Origin of the sequence: Nocardia asiatica NBRC 100129 (assembly GCF_000308415.1) — a bacterium.
In the GTDB taxonomy this organism is placed as follows: domain Bacteria; phylum Actinomycetota; class Actinomycetes; order Mycobacteriales; family Mycobacteriaceae; genus Nocardia; species Nocardia asiatica.
On the sequence record NZ_BAFS01000088.1, the window covers coordinates 1 to 12111 of the forward strand.

12 protein-coding genes are annotated in these 12111 nt (G+C 68.9%); 6 read left to right on the forward strand and 6 right to left on the reverse strand.

What is annotated here, in order from left to right; translation table 11 throughout:
• Together ON27_RS08995 and ON27_RS09000 are read right to left on the reverse strand one after the other, a co-directional pair.
• A partial coding sequence (locus ON27_RS08995) for a M20/M25/M40 family metallo-hydrolase (protein ID WP_043722388.1) occupies positions 1-555 on the reverse strand: 555 nt, incomplete at its 3' end.
• The gene (locus tag ON27_RS09000) at positions 552-2219 is read right to left on the reverse strand and encodes a CocE/NonD family hydrolase (RefSeq protein WP_043722389.1); all 1668 of its coding nucleotides are present in this window, start codon (positions 2217-2219) and stop codon (positions 552-554) included. The genes ON27_RS09000 and ON27_RS08995, both read right to left, overlap by 4 nt.
• Before the next feature lie 111 nt (positions 2220-2330).
• On the opposite strand from ON27_RS09000, the gene ON27_RS09005 reads away from it, so the two are divergent.
• Positions 2331-3329 (forward strand): DMT family transporter, encoded by a 999-nt coding sequence (locus tag ON27_RS09005; protein WP_245559877.1) that lies wholly within the window; start codon positions 2331-2333, stop codon positions 3327-3329.
• A gap of 29 nt (positions 3330-3358) precedes the next feature.
• On the opposite strand, the gene ON27_RS09010 is transcribed toward ON27_RS09005, so the two are convergent.
• Positions 3359-4471, reverse strand: coding sequence for a glycosyltransferase (locus ON27_RS09010; protein ID WP_245559879.1), 1113 nt, complete (start codon positions 4469-4471; stop codon positions 3359-3361).
• A gap of 8 nt (positions 4472-4479) precedes the next feature.
• Positions 4480-5220, reverse strand: a complete 741-nt coding sequence (locus ON27_RS09015; protein WP_043722391.1) for a DUF2334 domain-containing protein — start codon at positions 5218-5220, stop codon at positions 4480-4482.
• Positions 5221-5656: 436 nt separating this feature from the next.
• On the opposite strand from ON27_RS09015, the gene ON27_RS09020 reads away from it, so the two are divergent.
• Positions 5657-6100, forward strand: coding sequence for a TY-Chap domain-containing protein (locus ON27_RS09020; RefSeq protein WP_043722394.1), 444 nt, complete (start codon positions 5657-5659; stop codon positions 6098-6100).
• A gap of 61 nt (positions 6101-6161) precedes the next feature.
• Complete coding sequence (locus tag ON27_RS09025) at positions 6162-6896, forward strand: DUF4191 domain-containing protein (RefSeq protein WP_043722466.1); 735 nt, start codon at positions 6162-6164, stop codon at positions 6894-6896.
• A 150-nt stretch (positions 6897-7046) separates the two neighbouring features.
• Here ON27_RS09025 and ON27_RS09030 read toward each other — a convergent pair whose 3' ends face one another.
• Positions 7047-7502, reverse strand: a complete 456-nt coding sequence (locus tag ON27_RS09030) for an RDD family protein (RefSeq protein WP_043722396.1) — start codon at positions 7500-7502, stop codon at positions 7047-7049.
• Positions 7503-7754: 252 nt separating this feature from the next.
• Here ON27_RS09030 and glnA point away from each other — a divergent pair, with 252 nt between their 5' ends.
• On the forward strand, positions 7755-9191 hold the full coding sequence (gene glnA / locus ON27_RS09035; protein WP_043722399.1) for a type I glutamate--ammonia ligase: 1437 nt from the start codon (positions 7755-7757) through the stop codon (positions 9189-9191).
• Between the two features lie 150 nt (positions 9192-9341).
• Here the strand turns inward: glnA and ON27_RS09040 are convergent, their stop codons facing one another.
• A complete protein-coding gene (locus tag ON27_RS09040; RefSeq protein ID WP_157227128.1) occupies positions 9342-10217 on the reverse strand; it encodes a hypothetical protein in 876 nt (291 codons plus the stop codon).
• Positions 10218-10622: 405 nt separating this feature from the next.
• Between ON27_RS09040 and ON27_RS09045 the strand changes: the two genes are divergently transcribed.
• Positions 10623-11561, forward strand: a complete 939-nt coding sequence (locus tag ON27_RS09045) for a prenyltransferase/squalene oxidase repeat-containing protein (RefSeq protein WP_157227129.1) — start codon at positions 10623-10625, stop codon at positions 11559-11561.
• A 141-nt stretch (positions 11562-11702) separates the two neighbouring features.
• Positions 11703-12092: a YbaB/EbfC family nucleoid-associated protein gene (locus ON27_RS09050; RefSeq protein WP_506330628.1), complete on the forward strand. Its 390-nt coding sequence runs from the start codon at positions 11703-11705 to the stop codon at positions 12090-12092.
• Positions 12093-12111: the final 19 nt, after the last annotated feature.

Consider the following 12111-nt stretch of genomic DNA (forward strand, 5'->3'; position numbering starts at 1 on the left):
GACCACGCCCGCGGTGATCACCCCGCCCTCGTCCAGCAGCAGATCCGCGCGCACGCCCGCCTGCCGCAGATGCGCGGCCATCCGCTCGGCGCCCTCGCCGCCGAAGACCTCTTCGTCGTGCCCGAAGGCCAGATACACGGTGTGCCGGGGGCGCAGGCCCGCGGCGAGCGCCGACTCGACCGCCTCCAGGATGGCCAGCACGCGGCTTTTGTCGTCGATCGCGCCACGGCCCCAGATGAATTCGTCGTCGACCACACCCGCGAACGGCGGGTGGGTCCAGCGCTGCGGATCGTCCGCGGGCACCACGTCCTGGTGCGCGAGCAGGATCGCGGCCACCCGGTCCGGTTCGGTGCCCGGCCAGCGGTAGAGCCTGCTGTGCGCGAACCGCCGCAATTCGAGTTCGGCGTGCACGCGCGGGAAGGACGCTCGCAGGTGCGCGTCGAGGCGGTCGAACGCGGCGCTGTCGGCGTCGCGCGGGTCGTCGGTGGACACGGTCGCGCACCGCAGCGCGGCGGCGAGGCGCTCGGCGGTCAGGTCGTCGACCGGTTCCGTCATCGGTCACCGGTGCGGTCGGGCAGATTCATGGGCACCGTTGCATTGTTCAACACACTCGGGTCGAGGGCGATCGTCTTCTCGTTTCGCCACTTCACGATGCCTTCGGTGAGCCCGCCCGGCAGATCGGGACGACGCGTTCCGCTCAGCAGCGGCAGCTCGACGCGGGCCGAGGTCACCGTCACGGGAGCGAAGGCGGGGGAGTGCGACCACACGTCGTCGACCACGTCGGTGACGCGCACGCCGATCCGATGACCTGCGGGAATCGGCCAGTCCTGCGCGAGCAGCCGAACCTCGGCGGTGTCGCGGACGGGGGCGATGCCGCGGGTGATGACCGTCGCGCGAAAGTCGGGTGCGATGTCGTAGAGCTCGACCGCGACCGTCGCGCTCGCCGGGCCGCTCAGCCGGAGGGCGGCGGTCGGGATGCCGGACAGATGCTGGTCCCCGGTCAGCGGCTCGGAGACCGACCAGATCTCGCGATCGGGCCCCGGCACCAGGCCGCGATCGGTATAGCCGCCCGGCCGCAGCTCCACCGCGACCCGCTGGGCGTCCGCGGGCGGCCAGGCGCTCTCCGCGCGCCAGCGGCCGTCGAACTGGCCGACGGTGATCCGCGGGCCGGGAACCTGCACGTCGCGGCCCGCGACGTGCTTGTCGAAGAACGCGAGCAACTCGGTGTCGAAGTGCGGTGTGCCGCATTTGTCGTGGCAGGTGCGGTGTCCCCACTGGCCGAACCAGGCCCGGTGGTCGCCGGGGCCGAGACCGTTCCAGAGGTCGAACACCCGGTATGCCCGGGTGTTGTAGTCGACGAAACCCTGACCGAGGAACAACGGGATCGTGTTGCCGCGCAGTCGTGCGACCAGGTCGCGGTCGCGCCAGAAGGCGGTGTCCGCGTTGTGGTCGCCGATGTCGGCCAGGTACTGCCGATAGCACTGCCACGGCAGCTGCGTCGCGTTCGCCTGGTATTCCCCGGAGTCCTCCGGGCGCGGTGGAGTAGAGGCGATGAGCAGATGCTCCAAGCCCGCGAAGTCGGCGGGGCGCACACCGCTCTCGGTGATCGGCTTACCGGAGAACTTCCACGAGACGCCCTGCATGTACAGGTAGGAATACGGGTCGACGACCGGCTCGAACGCGCCGACGGCCGCGAGGCCCTTCGGCGCGGTGGCCAGGCCCATGAGGCCGGTCCAGGCTTCGTACGACGTGCCGAACAGCCCCACCTTGCCGGTGGACCACGGCTGGCTTGCCGCCCACTCCACGGCCGCGGCGACGTCCGCGCGTTCGCCGGGGCCGCCGAAGTCCGGGCAGCCGTTGGAGCCGCCGAATCCGCGCAGGTCGACGACGACGTAGGTGTAGCCCGCGTTCAGGAACAACTCGGCGGTGAGATTGTCGGTGGACGGGCCGCCGGAAAGGCGCGGCTCGCTCAGATACGCCAGATGCGCGCGATAGGGGCTGACGGTGAGGACGACGGGCGTGCGGGTGTCGTCGGAGACACCGGCCGGGCGCAGGATGTCCGCGTGCAGCCGGGTGCCGTCCTTGCCGTCGATGTACGTCTGCTTCCACTGGTAGGGCACCGGAAGCGGTTCGGCGGCGGCGGTCACCGGGGCGATCGCGGCCAGCAGCAACAGCAGGCCGCACAGGGCACGCGACAGGACGGCTCGTTCGGTCACCATAGGACTATCGAGTTTGCCGGGACAGCCGTCCAGCCCCCGGAACCGGGGTGGTCGTCCAGTCGCCGGGCGCACGCCATCCGGCGTTCATCCGGGCAGACCAGCATCGGCGCTGTGCCGGAGCGCTATTTCGGATCCGTCGACGCGGTGGCGACGATCACCCTGGCGTTGTTCAGCGCGTTGCTGTTCGCGGTGTCCGCGGCTCTGCAACAGGGCGCCGCACGGCAGGCGGCCGCGGAAACCGGGCAGGGACGGTTCCTGCTGCTCGCCGCGATCGCGCGCCGCTTGATCACCGACCGCCGCTGGCTGGCCGGGCAGGGAGCGAACGTGGCCGGGTTCGTCGTGCACGCGTTCGCGCTGCGTTTCGGGGCCATCGCGGTGGTGCAGGCGTTGCTGGTCGTGCAATTGTTGTTCGCGCTGCCCTTCGCGGCGCTGCGGCGCAGGTGTGCGCTACCGGCCCGGGACTGGGCCGGAACGACCGCGGTCTGCGCCGGGCTGATCCTGCTCGTCGCGCAAGGGATTCCCGCGCATTCGGCGGTGCGCGGCGAACGGTTGCCCGTCGCGGGCGCCGCAGTGGTCGTCGCGATCGCCGTGCTGTTCGGCATGTCTCGGCTGGCCCGCTCCACGCAGCTGCGGTCCGCGCTGGTGGCTGTCGCGGCGGGCTGCTGTTTCGCCGCCACCGCGGTCCTGGTGGTGGTGGCGACGAGCGCGCTGCCGCAGCCGAGCTGGGCGCTGCTGGGCATTCCGGTGTCCACGCTGCTCGGCGGCATCCTCACTCAGGAGGCGTACGCCCGCGGGTCACTGCCCACCGCGCTGACCGCGATGACGATCACCGACCCGGTGCTCAGCTACCTGGCCGGAGCGACACTGTTCACCGCGACCATCCACCCGCGCCCGCCACTGCTGGCTTGCGCGGCCATCGCGGTGATCGTGGGCATCGCGCTGCTGGCGAACTCGCCGACCTTGCACGACGAGCGGGAAGCCGCCGACGCGGCGCAGCAGGCCGGGCGGGCGCGGTTCGACCGGGTGGCTCATGGTGGCTACGGCCGCTGGACGCGGCGCGGCGGCCTACCGTCCGAGCGCGGCATCCGAATGCTGTTGCGCCGCAGTTGAGGCCGGTCGCTCCCGCGCTTCGATGAGCGTCAGGCGGAGCGGGCCGGGGTTTCGTAGGGCGCGTAGAGGGCGAGCATGCGCTCGATCGTGGCCGACCACGGAAAGCGTTCCGCCGCCGCGCGCGCCGCGCGCCTGCGCTGGTCGGCCGGGAGGGCGAGCAGCGCGCGGACACCGTCGGCGAGGCCGTGCGGGGTCCCGTCGCACACGATGCCCGAGCCGGGCGCGCCGACGAGTTCGCGGGCCGCGCCCGCCGTGGGAACCACGACCGGCGTCCCGCACGCGAGAGCCTCCAGCACGGCGAGGCCGAAAGTTTCGGCAGGAGAGGGGAATACGGCGATGTCGGCGTCGGCGATCAGGGCGGCCAGGGCGGTCCGGTCGGTGAGGTGGCCGTGGAACACGATCGGAAGCCCGGCCGCCATCTGCTCCAGACGCGGACGCAGCGGGCCGTCACCGACCACCGACAGCGTGCAGCGCAGACCGGATTCGACCAGCACGCGGACCGCCCGGATCGCGCCTTCGGCTCGTTTCTCCCGCGACAACCTGCTCACCAGGACCAACCGCACCGGGTCGTCGGAGCGCTCGGGTGCGCGCGGTCCTTCGGTGGACGGGCGAAAGGTGGTGAGGTCGACGCCGAGCGGAACCCGGCGTACGTTGCGCGCGCCGACCCGGTCGAATTCGGCGGTGGCGAAATCCGATGTGACGACGACCTTCTCGGCGCGCACCCAGAGCCGCCGGTTGGCCAGGTCGGCCGCCGTGGTGAGCGGGAAGCCGCGCGGCACCCGCGAGCGCAGGATGGCGTCGATGCGTTCGTGCGAGAACAGCACCAGCGGGACGCCCGCGCCGCGCGCCCACGGCGCCAGCCAGCGGATGCTGAGTTTGTCGCTGCACTCGAGCACGTCGGGGGCCAGCCGATCGAGCACGGGCCGGGTACGGCGGGCGGTGAGCACGTGATAGCCGGCCTCGCCGAACTTCGGGCTGCGCACGGTGATCCGGTGGCCGGACGCGGTGTGCTCGTCGTCGTCGCGTGGACCGGGCACCACGAGCACGCGATCGTGACCCGCCGCCGAATAGCCACGCCCGATCTCGTCGACGCAGGTGCGCAAACCGCCGGAAGCCGGGGTGTAGAAGTTGGCGATCTGCACGATCCGCACTAGCCGACCGCCGATCCGACCAGCTCGCCGTAGGTCGTCGCCCGTGCCCCGGTGCGCAGTACCGCGTCGATGGCGCGCAGGGTGGTGTCGCGCAGGCCCGGCCTGCCCAGGTCGTCGGGATGCAGCGCCAGGCGGACCAGCCCGTCGCGTTCGGCGATGCGGCGGGCCAGGGTGCCGAACATCTCCGCGCCGAACCGTTCGGACCATCCGCCGCCCGGACGATGCGAGAGGGCGAATCCCCGATACCGGCGTCCGGTGCCCAGGTGCTTCGCCGCGAAGTGCGAGGTCGTGTAGGTGAAGCCCGCCGCGCGCAGCGCCCGCTCCGCACCGGGCGAGGCCAGCCAGCCAGGGGGAGTAAAGCCGGTGGTGGACAAACCCGCTTCGGACATCACCTCGGTACCGGCGCGCAGCTTGGCCGTGGCCTCGCCGACGTTCAACGCGGCGAATTCGGCCGCTCCGCGTGCTACCGCGTGTCCTACCGCGCGACGCGGCCACCCGCCTTCGGGCCCCGCCCGGTGCGACCACCCGTGCAGCAGGATGTCGTCACCGGCCCGTCGGCGCTCGCGCAGGAACGCCGCACAGTCCGGATCGCCGGACAACCGTCGCCCCCGCCACGGACCCGGAATCACCAACAGCGAGACGGGAATCCCGAAACGATCGGCGTCGGCGCACCAGCGCGCCGTCTCCCCCGCACTCGCCGGTGCGACGTCATGGACGCTCACCACCAACCGCGCACACACGTCGGGGAAGCTAACACCGCCCGGTGGCCGCGAGCTGAACAGCGCGATGCGCTCATCTGAAAGATGGGTTCGCGCCGGTCACCAGATATCCGCCCAGGCCGCACCGGCAGGTCGAACGCCGCGGCCCGCCCCCTTACCAGCACCGGCATCGGGGCGCCCGCCGGAAGCCCGGCCCGCAACGACGTCGCCCGTCCCCGGCGGAATCCCGAGAACACGTTCGAGCCGTGGCATGTCGACATGCTGAGCGGACGCGACGCGTCTGGTCGCGAGCGGGCATTCGTCGTGCGGTGGGAGTCGCCGCAGGTCCGGGCGACCGTGACACCTGATATCGCAAATCGCTATGGCCCGGCTGAACTGGGCGGCAGCGCAACAATTCTCGTCTGGTCTCCGAGGCGGTTCGGCGTATGATCAGGCCAGTGCTGATACCGGGGGAAGAATGAGCGAGCCGGCGACCGCGGACTGGGAGCAGTTCGTGCGAGCGCTCGCGCACTGCCTTTCCGAGTTGCCCTCGCGGGCGACGCTCATCATCGCCGCGCCCGGAAATCGCTACGTCCAGTTCGTCCAGTACGACATCAAATTGTCCGCTGAACTGGCCGGGAACCATTACTTGAGCAACCCGATCCCGGAGACCGCCGCGCGGGAGTTGCGGGCGCTGGGCTGGCACGAGCCCGCGGTGCGACGCGACGCGGACAACTGGACCAGGACCCTCTTCTGGCCCATCGCGCCGAACACCCTGGTCGAGTTCGCCCGCTCGGTGGCCGTCGGCCTGCGGGACGCCCTCGGAGTCGCCGCGCCGGTCGAATTGCGCGCGATGGGCTGGACCGAGGCGTCGGGTGACCTGGATCTCGCCGTGCTCGGCCCGATCGCTCGCCGCGGGTAGCGCCGCGGCGGCCGCTGTCCCACGGCAAAGCCGCGACTACCTGGGCACTATTCTGAGAGACATGGCAGCAGGCAAGCCCACCAAGGAAGCGAAGGCCGCGGCGAAAGCGGCCCGCAAGCAGCAGTCGAGAGAACGCCGCAAGCAGTTGTGGCAGGCGTTCCAGATGCAGCGTAAGGAAGACAAGCTGCTGCTGCCGCTGATGATCGGCGCCCTGGTCGGCATCACCGCCGTCTTCGTCGTGATCGGCCTGATCTTCGGGCTGACCTTGTTCCTCGTCCCGCTGGGCGTGGTGCTCGGCGCGCTGGTGGCGTTCATCATCTTCGGACGGCGGGTGCAGAAGAGCGTCTATCGCAAGGCCGAGGGCCAGGCGGGCGCCGCGGCCTGGGTGCTGGACAACTTGCAGGGCAAGTGGCGGGTGAGCAACGGCATCGCCGCGACCACCCAGTTGGACGCGGTGCATCGGGTGATCGGCCTGCCCGGCGTGGTGCTGGTCGCCGAAGGATCCCCGCAGCGAGTCAAGTCGCTGCTCGCCCAGGAGAAGAAGCGCACCGCCCGGTTGATCGGCGACACTCCGATCTACGACATCGTCATCGGGAACGACGAAGGCCAGGTTCCGCTCAAAGACCTGCAGCGCTACCTCACCAAGCTGCCGCGCAACATCGACACCAAGCGGATGGACCTGATCGAAGGCCGGCTGGCCGCGCTCAGCGCGCGCGGCGGGCCCGCCCTGCCGAAGGGGCCGATGCCCGCCGGGGCGAAGATGCGCGGCGTGCAGCGGACCATCCGCCGCCGCTGACCGCAGATGGCCCGTGTCCCTTTCGTGGGACGCGGGCTTCCGCGACTCGCGCGGCACGACTGCCCTGTGACCTCGATCACGAACCGGGCAGTGCAGGGGGTACCGGCCGCGGACCGCGGCGGCGCGTCCTTGCCATATGCCCGAAGCGGCTCAGCGCGAATGCACCAGCGCCGTGCCGGTGGCCCGGTCGTGCATGCCGCGCCCGTCGGCGTCGGTGAACAGCGCGGGCACCACGAACAGCAGCAGCACCTGCCTGGCCAAGGCGCGGACGAAGCCGACCCGGACGGGCGCGTCGATGCGCACCGTCCGCAGCCGCAGGAAATACTGCCCCGGCGTGAAGCCGAACAGCGTGACCGCGCCGACGCCGATGACGAACCAGACCAGCAGCGTCAGGCTCGACGCCGAACCACTGCGGACGATCAGCGCCGCGATGCCGAGCGCGATCATCCAGTCCACGAAAAGGGCGGCGATGCGGCGCCCCATGCCCGCCAGCGAGCCCGCTCCGGTCTTCGGCAGGCCGAGGTGCTCACCGGGGAACTCGGAGGTTGCCGGGCCGCCGGAGTCGGCCGGAGGTCCGGAGAGCCAGGAGCCGGTGATGCGTGCCATGCACCCAGAATAGGCGCGCCCGAACCGGCGCCCGGTACCGCACAAGCGCCAGTTCAGCGTCGGCGCGCGCCGCGGCGGGGGCAGGACTACCATGCATTTCGAGTCCGGGTGGTCAGCACCACGCCGCCAGACGCACGTGTAACACCGGCGAAACACAGCCTTGACTGCAGGGAAACACGGCATCCATAGCGTCTGGTCGCGACGAACCCATGCAAGCGACACTGGCTGGGAACCGATCCGTAAGGAGAACAAGTGACGTTCAGCACGGCCGACGAGGTCATCAAATTCATCGCTGATGAGGACATCGAGTACGTCGACATCCGGTTCAGCGACCTGCCGGGTGTGCAGCAGCACTTCTCGATCCCGGGGAAGGCCTTCACCACCGACCTCGCCGAGGAAGGGCTAGCGTTCGACGGCTCCTCCGTTCGTGGGTTCCAGTCCATCGACGAGTCGGACATGCTGCTGCTGCCCGACTTCTCCACCGCGCGCGTCGACCCGTTCCGCGCCGCCAAGACGCTGAACCTCAACTTCTTCGTGCACGACCCGTTCACCCGGGAGGCCTACAGCCGCGACCCGCGTAACGTCGCGCGCAAGGCGGAGGAGTACCTGCGCTCCACCGGCATCGCCGACACCGCGTACTTCGGTCCCGAGGCGGAGTTCTACATCTTCGACTCGATCCGCTACGACTCGGCCATGAACGGCGCCTTCTACGAGATCGAGTCGGTCTCCGGTTCCTGGAACACCGGCGCCGAGTTCGACCCCGACGGCGGCCGCAACCGCGGTTACAAGGTCCGCAACAAGGGCGGCTACTTCCCGGTCGCGCCCTACGACCACTACGTCGACCTGCGCGACAAGATCTCGACCAACCTGCAGAACTCCGGCTTCGAGCTGGAGCGCGGCCACCACGAGGTCGGCACCGCGGGCCAGGCCGAGATCAACTACCGGTTCAACACCCTGCTCGCCGCGGCCGACGACCTGCAGCTGTTCAAGTACATCGTCAAGAACACCGCCTGGCAGGAAGGCAAGACCGTCACCTTCATGCCGAAGCCGCTCTTCGGTGACAACGGCTCGGGCATGCACGTGCACCAGTCGCTGTGGAAGGACGGCAAGCCGCTGTTCCACGACGAGGCCGGCTACGGCGGCCTGTCCGACCTGGCGCGCCACTACATCGGCGGCATCCTGCACCACGCGCCGTCGCTGCTGGCGTTCACCAACCCGACGGTGAACTCCTACCACCGCCTGGTCCCCGGCTACGAGGCCCCGATCAACCTGGTGTACTCGCAGCGCAACCGCTCCGCCGCGGTCCGCATCCCGGTCACCGGCAACAACCCGAAGGCCAAGCGCCTCGAGTTCCGCGCGCCGGACTCCTCGGGCAACCCGTACCTGGCCTTCGCCGCCATGATGATGGCCGGCCTGGACGGCATCAAGAAGAAGATCGAGCCGCTGGCCCCCGTCGACAAGGACCTCTACGAGCTCCCGCCGGAGGAGGCCAAGAACATCCCGCAGGCCCCCACCAGCCTGGCGTCGGTCATCGACCGCCTCGAGCAGGACCACGACTACCTCACCGAAGGCAACGTCTTCACCGAGGACCTGATCGAGACCTGGATCACCCTCAAGCGCGAGAACGAGATCGCCCCGGTGAACCTGCGGCCGCACCCGTACGAGTTCGAGCTGTACTTCGACGTGTAAGTCGTCACCGGCTCCGAATCGCGGGGGAGACCTCCGGGTGCTCCCTCCGCGGTGAGTTTCGTCGAGTCCGCCCGCTTCGCGATCACTTCGTGAAGCGGGCGGACTCATCTGCGTTCGCAAGCGTGCCGGACCGCGCGGATGACCGACGAACTATGCGGTACTCCAGGTAGGTGTGCCGTATACGTTGAGTTTGTCGATTCCGTGTTCCTCGGAGTAGCCGAGTCCGACCGCGGAGTAACGCCATGCGGCCCCGCACGATTCCGCTGACCGGGCCAACGCGTCGACGGCATAGGTGGTGCCGTAGTGGCGGGATGCGAGTTCGCTCACGAGGCCGCTGAGGTCGGTCCGCTGTCTCGAGCCCAAGGAAATTCCGAAACCGGTGCCGGTCGCACCCCGGGAACAGCAGACGAACCAGTCATGTTTATGGAGTTGGGCTGCGTCGATACCACATCGAACGAATTCCGACAGCAGCTCCCACGCGGGATGCCCGAAGTAGCGGGACAATTTCATCGGCACGGCGACATCGTCGTAACTCGCCTTCGAATAGATCTTGTGGTTCACGCTGCCGCGCGCATCCACCTCGATGGCGGCGGCCACGGGCGTAATGAGCTTTTCGTGGTCGGGTACGATCGCCAAACCGGCGAAACCCGGCAAAGCATCGCACAGTCTGTCCAGTGCTCCCGGCACGATCCGCAGGCCGCCATACACCTTGAGACGCGCCGCGTGGCGTGGGGCCGCGGCGTGATGCACGATTCCTATCCACGTTGCCGAGCGGTGCTGTGCGGTGACTTTCGAAGGGTCGGGATAAAGCGCCGTGACGAATGACTGCATCAGGTCGGCGACGGCTCGATCGCCGTTCGGCAACCATGCGACCAGATCTCGGATCGCGGCCAGTTGCGCGGTGACGCGAGAGCCGAACGTCACCTCTTGCGTCGCGGTCTCGGTGATATACCGAACGGCGGGTGAGAATGTACCCCTGCCCCCGCTCACACTGGCTTCGAACGGAATGCCGGAGATGGTCAGCATGCTGGCTCGGTGACCGTCCGGCCCCAGCGCGTCCAACTGACCGCCACAGGCGCGCTCCAATATGTCGCGCATGGGTGCTGGGTCACTGCGCAGCGACAATCGATCGGCCAAGTCGACCAAGAATTTCTCGGCAGCTTCGGTCATCAGGAGTCGACCGGCCCTGCGGGCGCCGGAACCAGGCTTCTACCCATATCGGCAAACTCTCTCATCCCGGCAGGCGCGCCCTTGTACGCATGTTCCCATTACTGGGAACAATGCGCATCGCGCCTGTAACGTCAGTAGCGGTCGACCTCGACTACGTCGAGTGTCTTTGCCGCATCTCGCCGGTCGGTCGAGCTTCGAGTTGGAAAGCGGGTTGTCGTGGACAGTGATCTCACCAGAGTGATCGCTGCGGCATGTGGGTTCTTGCTGGAACATCAAGACGGCGACGGTCATTGGCGCGACTACGAATTGCCGCCTGGCAGGTCCGAATCCTGGATCACCGGGTGTGTCGGTGTGGCGCTCGATGCGGCCGAGGCGCTCCTCCCGCCGGATCCCGGTCGTGCCCGAGCTGTCGACCGCGCCGTGACCGCGTTGCGGGACTCGCGACGCCCCATCGGATGGGGATACAACCGCAAAGTCTCGTGCGACGCAGACTCCACGTCATGGGTGGTGCGCCTCATCGCCACACGTGATCCCGAACCATCGGTACCGGACAGTGTCTTCACCGACTACGTCACATCGACGGGCGGGGTTCGCACCTTCCCGTCCGCGATCTTCGGTTCGTGGGCAGAGGAACACGACGAAGTCGCCCCGATGGCAGGGCTTGCCCTTCTCGCGCTCGGCGACAAGCCGACCACGGACGCCATTCGCGCCCATACCGTGAGTCGTCACCGAGACCACGGCCGCTGGCTTCCGTTCTGGTGGCGGTCGGACGCTTACGTGGCAGCCCACAACTTGACGTTCCTCGCACGCACCGGCGGCATACCTCCGGCAATTGCGGCAGCGGAACGCAAGCGCTTGGGCGAAGCTGTAGTACTGGCGAACGGAAGTCCGGTCACCGCGCGGGAGTCGTCTTTCGATATCGCACAGCGCCTCATCGCCGCCGTGCGTCTGGGTGCTTCCGACTACGTCGGCCTTCTTCGTCAGGCGCTGCTGGCTGCGCAGCTACCGGATGGTGGCTGGCCCGCCTCGCTAGGTCTGCTGGTCCCGGGTCAGCGAAGCTCGTCCATCGAGATGTTCGCCGATGAACGCAGGTTGCTCAGCACGGCAATGGCTGTGCAGGCCCTCATCGATGCCGCGATAGTGGATCGGGCGCCGGACCCGCAGAAGCAAGTCGGCGAGCGCGCCGATCGTCATGGGTAGCGAGAGTTGGCGAGCGCGTTTCGGACGGCGGAAAGCCCACCACGACAGGTAAGACCGCGACCGCTGCGCCGGCTGTCGCGCAGATAGGATCGTCGGCCCGCTGTCCAAGCGGGCGTTCCGCCGGCGGATGAGTGAGGATGCATGCGAGAGATCCACCCGAATGTACGAGCCGCACTCGGCATGACCCGGGAGTTGCGGCACCGCATCGCGGAGATGCGTGAACGGTCCAACAGGGTCGTCGCACGTCGGCCGTCCCCGAGCGGCTTGGTCATTCCCGAAGTCGACGCGACCGGGCGGTTGCTCGACCTGTACCTGGCGCCCGGCACCTGCGCGCGATTCGACAACGCGGAGCTTGCCGCCGACATCATGGCTGCCATCACGGAAAGCGCCGAGGACGCTCGGCGGCAATACCAGATCGCGATGAACAGCACCGGCAACCTGCCACGGCCGCTCGCGGAGGTCATGCGGGAATGGCGCGCCGAAAAAGGGTCGGACCAGCAAGTTCCCAACTTTGGGAAGGCGGAAGAATAATGCTCAGATAGCTGGCGGG

Coding starts and splice junctions, on each gene's coding strand:
- ON27_RS09000 (WP_043722389.1), bottom strand. CDS start 2,219: ATGGTGACCGAACGAGCCGTCCTGTCGCGTGCCCTGTGCGGCCTGCTG.
- ON27_RS09020 (WP_043722394.1), top strand. CDS start 5,657: ATGAGCGAGCCGGCGACCGCGGACTGGGAGCAGTTCGTGCGAGCGCTC.
- ON27_RS09040 (WP_157227128.1), bottom strand. CDS start 10,217: ATGCTGACCATCTCCGGCATTCCGTTCGAAGCCAGTGTGAGCGGGGGC.
- ON27_RS09025 (WP_043722466.1), top strand. CDS start 6,162: ATGGCAGCAGGCAAGCCCACCAAGGAAGCGAAGGCCGCGGCGAAAGCG.
- ON27_RS09050 (WP_506330628.1), top strand. CDS start 11,703: ATGCGAGAGATCCACCCGAATGTACGAGCCGCACTCGGCATGACCCGG.
- ON27_RS09030 (WP_043722396.1), bottom strand. CDS start 7,502: ATGGCACGCATCACCGGCTCCTGGCTCTCCGGACCTCCGGCCGACTCC.